Origin of the sequence: Nocardia speluncae NBRC 108251, assembly GCF_001613245.1 — a bacterium.
Lineage (GTDB): Bacteria > Actinomycetota > Actinomycetes > Mycobacteriales > Mycobacteriaceae > Nocardia > Nocardia speluncae.
In genome coordinates this window covers 153401-168644 of the sequence record NZ_BDBZ01000006.1, presented here as the reverse complement: position 1 = coordinate 168644, position 15244 = coordinate 153401, and the positions used below count along the sequence as shown (strand labels likewise).

14 protein-coding genes and 1 tRNA gene are annotated in these 15244 nt (G+C 66.8%); 8 read left to right on the top strand and 7 right to left on the bottom strand.

From position 1 onward, the window contains the following. Positions 1-69 precede the first annotated feature (69 nt). The gene (locus tag NS6_RS09100) at positions 70-741 is read left to right on the top strand and encodes a VOC family protein (protein ID WP_210747336.1); all 672 of its coding nucleotides are present in this window, start codon (positions 70-72) and stop codon (positions 739-741) included. A 396-nt stretch (positions 742-1137) separates the two neighbouring features. On the opposite strand, the gene NS6_RS09095 is transcribed toward NS6_RS09100, so the two are convergent. The 4 genes from NS6_RS09095 to NS6_RS09080 all read right to left on the bottom strand — a co-directional run bounded on the left by NS6_RS09095 (position 1138) and on the right by NS6_RS09080 (position 2878). Continuing rightward, positions 1138-1209: transfer RNA gene (locus NS6_RS09095), tRNA-Val, on the bottom strand. Positions 1210-1241: 32 nt separating this feature from the next. Next, positions 1242-1706, bottom strand: coding sequence for a peroxiredoxin (locus NS6_RS09090; protein ID WP_068039433.1), 465 nt, complete (start codon positions 1704-1706; stop codon positions 1242-1244). 64 nt (positions 1707-1770) lie between these two features. Beyond that, positions 1771-2193 carry a DUF3052 domain-containing protein gene (locus NS6_RS09085; RefSeq protein WP_068039430.1) on the bottom strand — a complete coding sequence of 141 codons (423 nt, stop codon included), beginning with the start codon at positions 2191-2193 and terminating at the stop codon, positions 1771-1773. Positions 2194-2323: 130 nt separating this feature from the next. Continuing rightward, positions 2324-2878, bottom strand: a complete 555-nt coding sequence (locus tag NS6_RS09080) for an Rv2240c family protein (protein WP_068039427.1) — start codon at positions 2876-2878, stop codon at positions 2324-2326. Positions 2879-3161: 283 nt separating this feature from the next. Here NS6_RS09080 and aceE point away from each other — a divergent pair, with 283 nt between their 5' ends. The 7 genes from aceE (at position 3162) to NS6_RS09045 (ending at position 13613) form a co-directional block, all read left to right on the top strand. After that, a complete protein-coding gene (gene aceE, locus NS6_RS09075) occupies positions 3162-5933 on the top strand; it encodes a pyruvate dehydrogenase (acetyl-transferring), homodimeric type (protein WP_245669228.1) in 2772 nt (923 codons plus the stop codon). A 10-nt stretch (positions 5934-5943) separates the two neighbouring features. Further along, positions 5944-7278: a PucR family transcriptional regulator gene (locus NS6_RS09070; RefSeq protein WP_068039656.1), complete on the top strand. Its 1335-nt coding sequence runs from the start codon at positions 5944-5946 to the stop codon at positions 7276-7278. A gap of 128 nt (positions 7279-7406) precedes the next feature. Beyond that, on the top strand, positions 7407-8321 hold the full coding sequence (locus NS6_RS09065; protein WP_068039421.1) for an ACP S-malonyltransferase: 915 nt from the start codon (positions 7407-7409) through the stop codon (positions 8319-8321). A gap of 127 nt (positions 8322-8448) precedes the next feature. Further along, a complete protein-coding gene (acpM, locus tag NS6_RS09060; protein ID WP_068039418.1) occupies positions 8449-8751 on the top strand; it encodes a meromycolate extension acyl carrier protein AcpM in 303 nt (100 codons plus the stop codon). Between the two features lie 10 nt (positions 8752-8761). Continuing rightward, complete coding sequence (locus NS6_RS09055; protein ID WP_068039415.1) at positions 8762-10012, top strand: KasA/KasB family beta-ketoacyl-ACP synthase; 1251 nt, start codon at positions 8762-8764, stop codon at positions 10010-10012. A gap of 129 nt (positions 10013-10141) precedes the next feature. After that, positions 10142-11575, top strand: a complete 1434-nt coding sequence (locus NS6_RS09050) for an acyl-CoA carboxylase subunit beta (RefSeq protein ID WP_068039413.1) — start codon at positions 10142-10144, stop codon at positions 11573-11575. A gap of 127 nt (positions 11576-11702) precedes the next feature. Beyond that, positions 11703-13613, top strand: coding sequence for an Eco57I restriction-modification methylase domain-containing protein (locus NS6_RS09045; protein WP_245669207.1), 1911 nt, complete (start codon positions 11703-11705; stop codon positions 13611-13613). Between the two features lie 6 nt (positions 13614-13619). Here NS6_RS09045 and NS6_RS09040 read toward each other — a convergent pair whose 3' ends face one another. From NS6_RS09040 to NS6_RS09030, 3 genes are all read right to left on the bottom strand, one after another. Beyond that, positions 13620-14243 (bottom strand): TetR/AcrR family transcriptional regulator, encoded by a 624-nt coding sequence (locus tag NS6_RS09040; RefSeq protein WP_068039410.1) that lies wholly within the window; start codon positions 14241-14243, stop codon positions 13620-13622. Positions 14244-14308: 65 nt separating this feature from the next. Beyond that, positions 14309-14494: a hypothetical protein gene (locus NS6_RS09035; protein WP_068039408.1), complete on the bottom strand. Its 186-nt coding sequence runs from the start codon at positions 14492-14494 to the stop codon at positions 14309-14311. 171 nt (positions 14495-14665) lie between these two features. Beyond that, positions 14666-15181: a gamma carbonic anhydrase family protein gene (locus NS6_RS09030; protein ID WP_068039405.1), complete on the bottom strand. Its 516-nt coding sequence runs from the start codon at positions 15179-15181 to the stop codon at positions 14666-14668. Between the last annotated feature and the right edge of the window lie 63 nt (positions 15182-15244).

The following is a 15244-nucleotide window of genomic DNA, read 5'->3' as shown; positions in this document are numbered from 1 at the left end:
TACTTACGAGCCATGAGTGCGCAGCCTTCTGGAGATCCGGTCCCTCGACCTGCCGGGGCATTTTGCTGGGTGGACCTGAAGACACGGGATCCGAAGGCAGCGGCGGCTTTCTTCGAAAGCGCGTTGGGCTGGACCGTCGAGATCGACCAGGGCTCGTGGCGACGGGCTACCGTCATCCGGGTGGGCGAGCACCACATCGGTGGACTCAGCGACGTGACCGCAGCTGTGTATCCTCCCGGGACACCCCCGCACATCGCCTGCTACCTGGCAGTCGACGACGTGGACGCGCGGATCGCGGCCGCGGTCGAAGCCGGCGCCCGACTATTGGTGGCGCCCTTCGATGCCGGGGACGACGGCCGGATCGCGACACTGATCGATCCGTTCGGCGCGGCCGCGTCTCTGTGGCAGCGGCAGACACCGCAGCGAGGTTGGACGCATCCGCGGGCGACCAGGGCGGCACCGCGACGATTACAACATCTGAGCGCAGATCCACCGGCGGCCGCCGAGTTCTACCGGCGCTTCCTCGGAATGAGCGATCCTGATACCGATTTCGCCGGAATCGCGGGGAGGAACACGGTGCCGGGCTGGCGACTGATCGTCGCCGTCGACTCCGTCACCGAGGTTCAACGGCGAGCCGGTGGGTCGCCCGGCGGAACTGGGCAGATGGGTCCCGCAAACGACCGGGGTGCGGTTGTCGATCTCACCGCACCCGATGGCCTCACCTTCGCCATAGAGAGCTGACTCCGGGAACCGGTTTCGCCGGGGACCGAGTCCCATCCCGATCCTGAACTCACCGACCGAGCCGTGACCCTGCGCGCCTGGCGCCCGAGCGACCACGCGCAGAGATTCGGTGGCTTCTCCGACCCCTGTGCCGGCGGTTCGGGCGGGCGGGGCATCGGTCGACGGACTCTTCAGCCTCTTACCTACCGACCCGAGAGAGAACAGACAATCATCGCCGACCAGCGGTAATTGCTCCTATCGCTATCCAGGTATGCCTCGTGCGCCCGACCGGTCGATGTGAGGGTGCCGTCACGGTGGACACGTCACTCGGTATGTCCGTCATGGGTATGTCGCGATCGGCACGGGTTATGGATGGTGTCCGGGAAAGCTGCAAGTCCAGACCTGGATAAATCTTAGTGGGCGCAGAGGGGTTCGAACCCCCGACCGCTGGTGTGTAAAACCAGAGCTCTACCGCTGAGCTATACGCCCGGATCCCCCGGAATGTATCCGGGGGGAACGATCTATGAATCTAGCGCGGCGAGCGCTTTCTCCCAAGCCGCCTGGTCACGGGGCTCTCCGGGACCGTTCATCTCCGAAAATCGGATGATTCCCTCGCGGTCGACGACGAAGGTGCCGCGGTTGGCGAAGCCGGTGGTGTCGTTGAAGACGCCATAGTCCTGTGCGGTCTTTCCGTGCGGCCAGAAGTCCGACAGCAGCGGAAAGGTGTAGCCCTGTTCGGCGGCCCAGATCTTGTGGGTCGGCGGGGGGCCCACCGAGATCGCGATGATCTCGGCGTTGTCGTTCTGGAAGCGCGGCAGTTCGTCGCGGACCTTGCACAGCTCGCCTTGGCAGATGCCGGTGAAGGCGAGCGGGTAGAACACGATCAGGACGTTCTTCTCGCCGCGGTAATCCGACAGCGAGACTTCCTGATTGTTCTGGTCCTTGAGGGTGAACTCCGGCGCCTGGGCACCTACCTCGAGGGGCATGGGTATCCTCCGAATCTCCCGCCGCGCACCTGTATTCCGGGTGCGCGGCGCAGCTGTGGGCGGCTCAGCGCTGTTTGGTCGGTGCCTTGGGTTGCACCAGCCGACTGGCCGACCATTCCCCGAGCTTGATCGCCGAGGTCTGGGTGAGCCCGGCCGTCGGTGCGGATTCGGCGATCTCACTGGGATCGACGTGCCCGTCCTTACCGGTCTTGGGGGTCAGCACCCAGATGAAGCCGTCGTCGGCCAGTGGGCCGATCGCCTCCATCAGCTCGTCGACCAGGTCGCCGTCGCCGTCCCGCCACCACAGCAGAACGACATCGATGACCTCGTCGGAGTCCTCGTCCAGCAGTTCACTGCCGGCATTCTCCTCGACGTCGGCCCGGAGGTCGTCGTTGGTGTCCTCGTCCCAGCCCAGCTCCTGAACAACCATGCCGTGGGTGATGCCAAGCTTCTGAGCGAAATTCTGATCGTCCGCCGCGGCGACCACGGTGGCGTCCTCCTCAACTCCCGACTACAAGATATCTGCAAGCGAACATGGTTATCGGCCCTAACGCAAGCCGATCGGGTAGATGGAATTTCTGATGTCGCGACAAAAGCCTGGTGACGGGCGATCGAGATCATCCGGGGCAAGTATCGCGTACCGCGTTGCGCGCGTCGTTCACGCGCTTGCTCGCATCGTTGAGCGGTCCGACGGGGGAGGCGTAGTTCATCTCCCGGGTCGATCGGGACAGGGCGCGGGCCGCGTCGACGTAGTCGGCGAATTTCGCCTTCAGCTCGTCGGGCAGGTCTGCGCCGGCCGCGTTCATGCCGCCTTCGACCTGATCGGCGGCGTTGTCGAGCGCGGTGACCGCGGCATCACGTTTGGCGTCGTAGTCGGGCGCGTTGCTGTCGTGCGCGTCGACGAACTCGTTGTATTTGGTGACGCCGGTGCCGGTGGTGCCGGGGAACAGGCCGCAGTTGTCGGCGATCGCCTTGTCGCGGGCAGCCGCGATCTGCGAAGACGTGGCCGCCGCGGACGAGGACGAGGCGAAACTGCGATAGGCGGTGGCTTCGGCGGCGTTGGGCGTCGCGACGCCCTCGATCTGGTTCGCGCAACCCGCCAGGGTCGCGCCGGTGACCAGTGCCGCCGCGGCGCAGATCAGCCCGAATCGGCGCGGGTCCAGCCGTTGCATCGTCCTCCGACTCCTCGGTTACCACTGCGTAGCCCTGCCTGTCGAACGGTACTGGATGGGCGGCTGACATGATGATGTGGGACGCGCCGCGCAAGGACGCGGGTGCGCCCGGAACTAGTCGTCACGAGTGACCTGCACACCAGCGGGCCACTCGGGGTCACCGCAGCCATCAGCTCGACCACCCCCTGTACGAGGAGCAGTTTTGACCGATCTGATCCACTCTGGCGTCCCGGCGGAATCCGCTGAGCCGGGTTCCGCTCCCACCCCTCGCGACGCCCACGGCGTGCCGCCCGGTGGCCGAGTCCGCGTGATTCGTGAAGGAGTGGCCTCTTACCTACCGGATATCGATCCGGAGGAGACCAGCGAATGGCTCGAATCATTCGATGTGATGCTCGACCGCGAAGGCCCCGCCCGCGCCCGCTACCTGATGCTGCGCATGCTCGAACGCGCGGGTGAGCGCCGGGTCTCGATTCCTGCGCTGACATCCACTGATTACGTCAACACCATTCCGACCGAGAACGAGCCCTGGTTCCCCGGCGACGAGGAGACCGAGCGGCGCTTTCGGGCCTGGATCCGCTGGAACGCGGCCATCATGGTGCACCGGGCGCAGCGCCCGGGTATCGGCGTGGGCGGGCATATCTCGACGTATGCGTCTTCGGCGGCGCTGTACGAGGTCGGGTTCAACCATTTCTTCCGCGGTAAGGACCACTCCGGCGGCGGGGATTCGATCTTCATCCAGGGGCACGCCTCGCCCGGTATCTACGCCCGCGCCTTCCTCGAGGGCCGGTTGTCGACCGATCAGCTCGACGGTTTCCGCCAGGAGTACAGCCACGGCGGTCTCGGTAAGGGCCTGCCGTCGTATCCGCATCCGCGGTTGCTGAGCGATTTCTGGGAATTCCCGACGGTGTCCATGGGGCTGGGCCCGATGAATGCCATCTACCAGGCCCGGTTCAACCACTACCTGCACGATCGCGGGATCAAGGACACCTCGGATCAGCATGTGTGGGCGTTCCTCGGCGACGGCGAGATGGACGAACCCGAATCGCGTGGTCTCGCCCAAGTGGCGGCCATGGAGGGGCTGGACAATCTGACCTTCGTGGTGAACTGCAACCTGCAGCGCCTCGACGGCCCGGTCCGCGGCAACGGCAAGATCATCCAGGAACTGGAGTCGTTCTTCCGGGGCGCCGGCTGGAACGTGATCAAGGTGATCTGGGGTCGCGAATGGGATGCGCTGCTGGGCGCGGACCGCGACGGTGCACTGGTGAACCTGATGAACACCACGCCCGACGGTGACTACCAGACCTACAAGGCCAACGACGGTGCCTATGTCCGCGACCATTTCTTCGGCCGCGACCCGCGCACCAAAGCTCTGGTGCAGGATCTGTCGGATCAGGAGATCTGGAACCTCAAGCGCGGTGGTCACGACTACCGCAAGGTGTATGCGGCGTACGCGGCGGCACTGGCACACAAGGGCCAGCCCACGGTGATCCTGGCGAAGACGATCAAGGGTTACACCCTCGGTAAGCATTTCGAAGGCCGTAACGCCACGCACCAGATGAAGAAGCTGACGCTGCAGGACCTGAAGGATTTCCGCGATCTCCAGCGGATCCCGATCAGCGATGCCGAGCTGGAGAAGGATCCGTATCTGCCCCCGTACTACCATCCGGGCGCGGAAACCAAGGAGGTCCAGTACATGCTGGATCGCCGTAAGGCGCTCGGTGGTTACCTGCCGGAACGGCGGACGAACGTCGCACCCCTGAAGCTGCCGGGCGACGAGGCGTACAAGTCGGTGCGTAAGGGGTCCGGGAAGCAGAACGTGGCCACCACCATGGCCCTGGTGCGGCTGATGAAGGAGCTGCTGCGCGATAAGGAGATCGGCAAGCGGATCGTGCCGATCATTCCGGACGAGGCCCGCACCTTCGGGATGGACTCGTGGTTCCCGTCGCTGAAGATCTACAACCGCAACGGTCAGCTCTACACCTCGGTCGACGCGGAATTGATGCTCGCCTACAAGGAGAGCGCCGTCGGGCAGATCCTGCACGAGGGCATCAACGAGGCGGGGTCCACCGCATCGTTCACCGCGGTGGGCACCTCGTATGCCACCCACGGCGAGCCGATGATCCCGCTCTACATCTTCTATTCGATGTTCGGGTTCCAGCGCACCGGCGACGGACTGTGGGCCGCGGCCGATCAGCTGGCTCGTGGGTTCGTACTCGGCGCGACCGCCGGGCGGACCACGCTCACCGGTGAGGGGCTGCAGCACAACGACGGGCATTCGCTGCTGCTGGCGTCGACCAATCCGGCCGTGGTGTCCTACGATCCGGCGTTCTCTTTCGAGATCGCCCATATCGTGCGCGACGGGCTGCGCCGGATGTACGGCGGTACTCCGGGCGTGGACGGGTTCGGTGGGGAGAACATCTTCTACTACCTCACCCTGTACAACGAGCCCTACCAGCAGCCGGCCGAGCCCGAGGACCTGGACGTGGACGGTCTGCTCAAGGGCATCTACCTGTACCGCAAGGGCGGTGCGGGCGATGTGCGCGCGCAGATCCTGGTCTCCGGTGTCACTGTGCCCGACGGGCTGCGGGCCCAGCAGCTGCTGGCCGACCACTGGGGTGTGGCCGCCGATGTCTGGTCGGTCACCTCCTACGGTCAGCTGCGCCGTGAGGCCCTGGAATTGGAGATCGAGGCGCTGCATCATCCGGGCGAGGATCCGGGGAAGCCCTATGTCGCCCGTGCGCTGGCCGGCGCCGAGGGGCCCTTCGTGGCCGCCTCGGACTGGATGCGTGCGGTACCGGACCAGATCCGCAAATGGGTGCCGGGCGATTTCACCACCCTCGGTACTGATGGGTTCGGGTTCTCCGACACCCGGCCGGCCGCGCGCCGGGTCTTCAATGTGGACGCCGAATCCATCGCCGTCGCCGCGCTGGCGGGGCTGGCCCGGATGGGCAAGCTCGACTCCGCCAAGGCCGCCGAGGCCGCGGCCCGGTACCGGATCGACGATGTATCCGCGGCGGAGAAGTTCACCGCCGGTGGCGCAGGAGATGCGGAGTGACGACAACTCGATGATCGAACGCAGGCCACCGCGACCCCGCCGGGTCTCCGAAGGCTCCTCCGAGCACGAGGTGTATCTGCCGACCGGCGCCCTGTCGCCGAACCGGCAGACCCGCGACCCCTTACCGGACACACTGCTGCGACGCGTCAAGCAGTTCTCCGGGCGGCTGTCCACCGAAGCCGTGGGGTCTATGCAGGACCGGTTGCCGTTCTTCGCCGATCTGGACGCCGCGCAGCGCGCGGGTGTGCAGATGCTGGTGCAGACCGCGGTGGTCAACTTCCTGGAATGGCTCCAGGACCCGGACAGCGATATCCGGTTCAGTCTGGATGCCTTCCAGGTGATTCCGCAGGATCTGGCGCGGCGGCTGACGCTGCGCCAGACCGTGGACATGGTGCGGGTGGCCATGGAGTTCTTCGAACAGTGGCTACCCGCGCTGGCGCGTAACGATCGCCAGCTGGTGGCGCTCACCGAGGCGGTACTGCGGTACGGGCGTGAGCTCGGCTTCGCGGCCGCCTCGGTGTACGCCAGTGCCGCCGAATCCCGGGGCGCCTGGGATACCCGGCTGGAGGCGCTGGTGGTCGACGCGGTGGTGCGCGGGGACACCGGCCCGGACATGCTGTCGCGGGCGGCTACGTTGAACTGGGACGCCACTGCGCCCGCCACGGTGCTGGTGGGTACCCCGCCGCTGGATCAGGGCATCTCGGTGGTCGGGGCAGTGCACACCATCGCGGCCCGGCACGGCCGGGCCGCGCTCGCGGTGGTGCAGGGGGCACGCCTGGTGATGGTGGTGAGCGGCCATCTCAGTGACGCTCCGTACTCCTCGCCGTTCATGGACGATCTGCTCACCGAGGCGTTCTCCGACGGACCCGTGGTGATCGGGCCGACCACCCGTACCCTGGGCGCGGCGCACGGTAGCGCGCTCGAGGCGCTGGCCGGTATGGAGGCCGTCATCGGCTGGCGGGACGCGCCGCGGCCCGTGCACGCGATGGAACTGTTGCCCGAACGCGCCCTGCTCGGCGACCGAGCTGCGGTGGACGCACTTGTCGAGTACCTTGTGCTTCCGTTGGCAGCGGCGGGCTCCGCCCTGGCCGACACCCTGGATGCGTACCTGGAATGCGGCGGTGCGGTCGAGATGTGCGCTCGGCAACTGTACGTTCATCCAAATACTGTGCGTTATCGCCTGAAGCGCATCGGTGAGGTCACCGGCCGGGATCCGCTCAACCCGCGGGACTCCTACGTGCTGCGAATCGCCGCCACAGTAGGTCGGCTGACACGAACACGTAACGAATCGTCGACATCTGCCCCAGAGGAATCTTTTGTCCCGATGGACAAAGATGGGCTGTAACGGCTGGGATCCTTCCGCCGATCCGGGCACCCCACGCGGGCTTTTGTGGGGACCATACAAAAGCCGTCCGCAAGCTCTATTCACGTCGACATCTCGCGAGAGCCGCTTCACAGTGTTTTCTTAGGTACGTGATCGCGTTGTTCGCCCCTGGACAGGGCTCTCAGACACCCGGCATGCTCGCGCCTTGGCTCGACCTACCGGGAGCGCATGACCGCCTGGCACTGTGGTCGAAGGAATCGGGTCTGGATCTGGTCCGGCTCGGTACCGAAGCGACCGCCGAAGAGATCACCGACACCGCGGTGACCCAGCCACTCGTGGTCGCGGCCGCACTGCTCGCCTTCGCCGAGATCGGCGAGAGCCGGGTATCGGCCGACACCATCGTGGCCGGCCATTCGGTGGGTGAACTCGCCGCCGCCGCCGTCGCCGGAGTGATCTCCGCCGACCAAGCGGTTACGCTGGCAGCCATCCGCGGTGCCGAAATGGCGAAGGCGTGCGCGCTGGAACCCACCGGTATGTCCGCGGTGCTCGGTGGCGACGAAGCCGCCGTGCTGGCCCGGCTCGAGGAATTGGAGCTGGTCCCCGCCAACCGCAATGCCACCGGCCAGATCGTTGCGGCCGGCCGGCTCGACGCTTTGGCCGAACTGGCGGCGAACCCGCCGGAGAAGGCCCGAGTGCGGGCGCTGCCGGTGGCGGGCGCGTTCCACACCGAGTTCATGGCACCGGCCCAGCAGGCGGTGGCGGCGGCGATCGCCGAGATCACCCCGCACGAACCCACCCGGACACTGTTGTCCAACTCCGACGGTAAGCCGGTCGAATCCGGCGCCGATGCGGTGGCTAAGCTCGCCGCGCAGGTCACCCGGCCCGTCCGGTGGGATCTGTGCACCGAAACCGTCCGGCAGGCCGGCGTTTCGGCGGTGGCGGAGCTGCCACCGGCGGGAACCCTCGTCGGCATTGCCAAGCGGGAGCTCAAGGGCACCCCCAACCTGGCGTTGAAGACACCCGAGGACATCCCCGCGCTGGCCGGGCTCGCGAGCTCCGGCTAGCGTGCCTGCGGCCGGGTTTCCACCGATTCAGGGCGGGAATCCGGCACCGGGCGGCGTAACCGATCGCCGTCCCGGCCCGAAGTACCAAGTAAAGCCATACCCGGAAAAACAAGAAGGGAGCCACGAAGTGGCCGCTCTGACCCAGGAACAAATCGTCGAGGAACTCGGCAAGATCATCGAAGAGGTGACCGGTATCGAGCCCTCCGAGGTAACGATGGAGAAGTCCTTCGTCGATGACCTGGACATCGATTCGCTGTCGATGGTCGAGATCGCGGTGCAGATGGAGGACAAGTACGGCGTCAAGATTCCCGACGAGGATCTCGCCAGCCTGAAGACCGTCGGCGATTCCGTCGCCTACGTCCAGAAGCTCGAGGCCGAGAACTCCGAGATGGCCGCCGAGCTCAAGGCCAAACTCGGCAACGCCGAGTAGGGCCGACACCGTGACCACTCCTTCCACCTTGAACGGGAACTTCCCCAACGTCGTCGTCACCAGCCTGGCGGCGTCCACGTCCATCGCGGGAGATGTCGATGCGACGTGGAAGGGCCTCCTCAACGGCGAGAGCGGTATCGACGTTCTCGAGGACTCCTTCGTCGAGGAATACGACCTGCCGGTTCGTATCGGCGGCCACCTGAAGGTGTCGCCGGATACCCTGCTGAGCCGGGTCGAGATCCGGCGAATGGCCTACGTCGAGCGGCTGGCCACTGTGCTGGGCCGCGAGGTGTGGCGCAATGCGGGCAGCCCGGAGGTCGATCCGGACCGGCTGGGTGTGGCCATCGGCACTGGACTAGGTGGCGGTGACGCGCTCATCGATTCGGTCGACAAACTGAAGAACGGCGGTTATCGCAAGATCTCGCCGCTCGCTGTTCAGATGGTCATGCCGAATGGGCCGTCCGCCGTCGTCGGTCTCGAGCTGCAGGCCCGGGCGGGAGTGGTCACTCCGGTCTCGGCATGCTCGTCCGGTTCGGAGGGCATCGCGAACGCGTGGCGGATGATCGTCATGGGTGACGCCGATATGGTCGTCACCGGCGGCGTCGAGGGCTTCATCGATGCGGTGCCGATCGCGGCGTTCACCATGATGCGCGCCATGAGCACCCGCAACGACGACCCGAAGGCGGCCTCGCGTCCCTTCGACTCCGACCGTGACGGTTTCGTGTTCGGCGAGGCCGGCGCGCTCATGGTCATCGAAACCGAGGAGCACGCCAAGGCCCGCGGAGCGACCATCCATGCCCGTCTGCTCGGTGCCGGGATCACCTCCGACGGTTTCCACCTGGTCGCCCCCGACCCCGAGGGCACCGGCGCCGCCCGCGCCATGACCCGGGCCATGCAGACCGCGGGGCTGTCCAAACAGGACATCACCCATATCAACGCGCACGCCACCGCCACCCCGATCGGCGATACCGCCGAGGCGAACGCGATCAACAAGGCTGTCGGCAACCATGCCTCGATCTACGCGCCCAAATCGGCGCTGGGGCATTCGATCGGTGCCGTCGGCGCGCTGGAATCGGTACTCACCGTGATGGCCATCCGGGACGGTATCGTGCCGCCCACCCTGAACCTGGAGAACCAGGATCCCGAGATCGACCTCGACGTGGTGCACGGGGAAGCCCGCCGCCAGGAGATCGAGTACGCGATCAACAATTCGTTCGGTTTCGGTGGGCACAATGTCGCGCTCGCCTTCGGCCGGGCCTGACGGCCTTCCGGACCTGATCGAATAGTTCGACGACCCGAAGCGGGGCCGCCGGCGATACCGGCGGCCCCGCTTCGTGCTTCGACACCTGTGGCCCGTGCCTCGGCCACACATCATCGAGGAGAGAACGCGATGACAATCATGGCTCCGGCCCGCCGGCAGGAAACCGCAGTAGATCCGCGGGATCCGCTCGGCCGGCTGCAACGCTTCTTCGATCCCGGCACGGTGCTACCCCTGCATCCGCGGGACAAGTCGGGTGTGCTCGCCGCGATCGGTGAGGTGGACGGTGTGCGGACCGTCGCCTACTGCTCGGATGCCACCGTGATGGGCGGCGCCATGGGTGTCGAGGGCTGCAAGCACATCGTCGGTGCCATCGATACCGCCATCGACTCCGGTGTCCCGGTGGTCGGGCTGTGGCATTCCGGCGGGGCCCGGCTCGCCGAGGGCGTCGAGGCCCTGCACGCCGTCGGCCTGGTCTTCGAGGCCATGGTCCGCGCGTCCGGCCTGGTACCGCAGATCTCGGTGGTGCTCGGTTTCGCCGCAGGCGGCGCCGCCTACGGCCCCGCTCTCACCGATATCGTGATCATGGCGCCCGAGGGCCGCGTTTTCGTCACCGGCCCCGATGTGGTGCGCAGCGTTACCGGTGAACAGGTCGATATGGCCACCCTCGGTGGCCCCGAGACCCACGGCAAGAAGTCCGGCGTCACCCATATCGTCGCCGACGACGAAGCCGATGCCGTGCACCGGGCGCGCCGCCTGGTCTCGATGTTCGCCGAACAGGGCGAATTCGACCTGGTTGCCGCCGAACACGGCAATGTCGATCTGCAGGCCATGCTGCCGGAATCGGTCAAACGTGCCTACGACGTGAAACCGATCGTGCACGAACTGCTCGACAACGTGGACGGCGAATCCAGCTTCGAAGAACTGCAGGGCGGTTACGCCCGCTCCATGGTCACCGGCCTCGGCCGGCTCGCCGGGCGCACCGTCGGTGTTCTGGCGAACAACCCGCTGCGGCTGGGTGGCTGCCTCGACTCCAAGAGCGCGGAGAAAGCGGCCCGGTTCGTCCGGTTGTGCGATGCCTTCGGTATCCCGCTGATCGTGATCACCGATGTCCCCGGCTACCTGCCCGGCGTCGGCCAGGAGTGGGACGGAGTGGTGCGCCGTGGCGCCAAACTGCTGCACGCCTTCGCTGAAGCCCGGGTGCCGCGGGTCACGCTGGTCACCCGCAAGATCTACGGCGGCGCCTATATCGCGATGAACGCCCGCTCGCTCGGTGCCACTGCGGTCTATGCCTGGCCCGGGTCGGAGGTCGCGGTGATGGGCGCCAAGGCCGCCGTCGGCATCCTGCACAAGAAAGCCCTGGCCGCCTCGCCGGAGGACGAGCGCGAAGCGCTGCACGAACGGCTCACCGCCGAACACGAGGCCATCGCCGGTGGCGTGGAGCGGGCGCTGTCCATCGGTGTCGTGGACAAGATCATCGATCCGGCCGAGACCCGCAGCGTGATCGCCGCGGCCCTGGCCGCCGCTCCCGCGCGGGCCAGCCACCACAAGAATATTCCGCTGTGATGCGGTAGGCACTGCCTCGGCGAGGGCCCCGGAGCCGGTTGCTCCGGGGCCCTCGCCTCTGGGTAGGGCCTGCGAACCGTGCGGCACCGGGGTGTTCGGCGGTTCCGCACGGCTGACAATTTCGGAAATGACCGGGTTCACGGCCTGCGTGGACAAGAATGCGCGCATGGGACGCGATGGTGCGGGGGCTCGCGAGCGTAAAAGGCATGGACGGCACTACACACCGACCGCGTTGGCGGAGTTCCTCGCCGGACGGGTGGCGGCGCGGGTGGCGATCCCGGGGGCGGGACTGCGGGTGCTCGATCCCGCGTGCGGGGGTGGGGAATTGCTGTTCGCGATCCGGGCCGCCCTCGCCGAGCGACTGCCGGAGGTACCCGTCGAGATGGTGGGATACGACCTGGACCCGGAGGGTCTGGGAGCGGCGCGAGACCGGGCTGCTCGGGCCGGGGTGGTGGTCGACTGGCGGCAGGCCGATTTCCTGGCCGAATGTGCTGCACTACCGACGGCGTCCTTTCACGTGGTGATCGCGAATCCGCCGTACGTGCGGACCCAGCAGCTGGGTGGTGAAGCGGCGCAGGCGTTGCGTGGGCAGTTCGGTCTGCGCGGCCGGTTCGACCTCACCCATCCGTTCGTCGCCGCGATACCGCGCCTGCTGGTACCGGACGGGGTGTTCGGGCTGTTGTGCGCCAATAGGTTCCTGACCACGAAGGCCGGTGCGAATCTGCGTGCGGTGCTGCTGGGGGAACTGACGGCCGTGGAACTGTACGACCTGGGCGATACCAAACTGTTCGAGGCGGCGGTGCTACCGGCGGTGACCATCGCCGTGCGCGGCCGGGCGCGCGAGCGGTGCCGGTACGTCTCGGTCTACCAGGAGAGTCCCGGCGCGCGGGCGAGTGTGCTTCCTGGGCCGGTGGCGGAGGAGGTGACGCCGCTGCCACCCGGTGGGACCGGCGAGCCGGCATGTGGCCAGGGTGCAGAGTGGCCGGGACGAGCGGCTCCGGCGTCGCCGGGGACGGGGGGCTGTCTTCCTGCCGGCCGCACCGAGCGCGACGGACGGAAGTCGTCGGCCGATTCGGATCGGGACGAGGGCGTGCCGGATCGCGGGCCGTTCATGGAAGGAGCGGACCTGTTCGAGGCGCTGTGCGCTGGTACCGATGCGTCGATCCGGTGGCAGGGGCGGCGGTTCGCGGTGACAGTGGGGGAGCTGGCGGTTCCGGCCGGTTCGGCGTCGGTGGGGTGGCGGATGGCGCGAGTGGGACACGATGACTGGCTGGACGCGGTGTCGGCGCGGATGTGGCGGACATTCGGGGACCTCGCGCGTATCCGGGTGGGGATCAAGACCAATGCGGACCGCGTCTTCATCTCCGAGCACTGGGGAGACCCGGTTACCGAACCGGAGCTGCTGTGCGATCTCATCACCCACCACGACCTGCGTCCGTGGCGAGTCGAGGGGAGTCGCCGCACCCGGGTGCTGTACCCGTACGACCTGGACCATCCGCGCCGGATACCAGTGGATCTGGCGCACTATCCGCGTACCGCCGCTTATCTCGAACAGCATCGGGAGGTGCTGAGCGCACGGAGTTATCTCACCGACGCCGGCCGGAAATGGTTCGAGCACTGGGTTCCGCAGCGGCCGAGTATGTGGCAAACGCCCAAGGTGGTTTTCCCGGATATCAGCGATCAGCCGCGGTTTGCGCTGGACCGGTCGGGCGCGGTGGTCAACGGTGACTGCTACTGGATTTCGCTGTCCGAGCTGGCTGGTGATTTCCCGGCCGAGGAACTGGCCTGTTTGATGATGGGTATCGCGAACTCCGCGCTGGGGGTGCGGTTCTACGACGCCGTATGCGGTAACCGGCTGTACTCCGGGCGCCGCCGCTGGATAACCCAGTATGTTTCCCGGCTGCCGCTACCGGATCCCGCCACTGCGCCGGCGGTGGCGATCGCCGGTCTGGCCCGTGAGCTGGCGCAGGAACCGGAGCCTGCGCCGGCTGCGCAGCACGAACTGGACGACCTGGTGAATCGGGCCTTCGCGTTGTGAGGGTGTTCAGCCTGCGGTGGGCCCGGAGACTATCGGCAGCAGCGTGCGGCGGGCGAATTCGCGTCCGGCCGCTTCGTCTTCGATGGGGATGAGGCCGTCGGGTGTGAGGGCCAGCGACAGGGCCAGCCGGGCCATGATCTCGGCGACCAGGTCGGGGTCGAAATCGGCGCTGTCACCGTAATCGCCGAGTTCGCGTAGTTTCGCGGCCAGATAGGTGCGGCCGACGGCGAGAATCGGACCGGCCTCGGTGGTGAGGCGGGGCAGTACCAGGTCCGGTTCGGTGCGCAGCAGCCGCGACAGCAGCGGATTGCCCGCGATCGCGGAGATGAACGCGACGAAGATCTCCACCAGTTGGTCCTCGGAGCCCGCCACCGTGCGCACCCGATCGTCGATTTCGGCGACGAAACGCTGCGCTTCGCGGACAGTCACCGATTCGACGAGGTCGTTCTTCGATTCGAAGCGGCGATAAAGGGTCGCGGGGCTGATCCCGGCACGCCGCGCGATCTCGCCCATGCTCGTGCGTTTGATCCCGAAGTCCAGGAACGCCGAGAGCGCGCTGTCGAGGACCTTCACGCTGTCGGCGGGTGCTTCGGACAGGATGCGCTGCAGAATCGGTGGTACGGGTGGCATGGTTTCCCCACTGTATCGGACCCCGTGTTCACCACATGACCTGCGCGTTGGTTTCGTGCCTGGCGTCACTCCGCGAACAGGTCGAGCTCGGCCATCTCTCGTTCTATTGCGTTGGCCGCGAAATCTTCGCCGCTGGAACGGAGTTCGTGGACGCGGCGCAACAGTGCTTCGATACCCCCCGGCTGCGCGGCGATATCGGCCACACTGACCCGCCTGCTCGGCCGGCGCGCCTCGGAATGCTCACACGCCACCCGTCACACCTCCTGCCGGCACCCTGGGTGCCTACACGCTCGGGCTTGCTCGAAACGCCGGCGTCTTGCAGGACAGTGGGTTTCGAGCTCACCCGTCTCCCCGGATACGTCCCTCTCATCGTATCAGCCACCAACTGGACGCTTGTCCAGAAAAGTGTCCGGGATGGCGCTTCACAGCTCCTTGGCGGTCTGGTGCTCGGACATATGGTGCAGGTAGACCATGGCATTGAGCTCGAGCCCGCGCTGTTGTTCGGGAGTCAGCTCCCGGCGCACCTTGCCGGGGACACCGGCCACCAGTGAACCCGGCGGAATCTGCGCACCCTCGGGGATCAGCGCATTGGCCGCGACCAGGCTCCCGCGCCCGATCACGGCACCGTTGAGCACTGTCGCACCCATGCCGATCAGGCAATCGTCCTCGATCGTGCAACCGTGCAGGATCGCGTTATGGCCCACCGACACACCGGCACCGACGGTCGTCGGGAAACCGGGGTCGGCGTGCAGTACACAGCCGTCCTGGATATTGCTGCGCTCGCCCACGGTGATCAGTTCGGTATCACCACGCAGGACAGCGTTGTACCAGATACTGGCCTGCGCCTCGAGCTTCACTCTGCCGATCACGCACGCGGTGGGCGCGATCCACGCGGAGTCGTGAATCTCGGGCTGATGTCCGCTGACTTCGATCCTCATCACGCCAACCTAGCGCGGAGCTTCCCGGATTCATCCGCGGGGAGCAAGCGCTGCGGTGCAGCC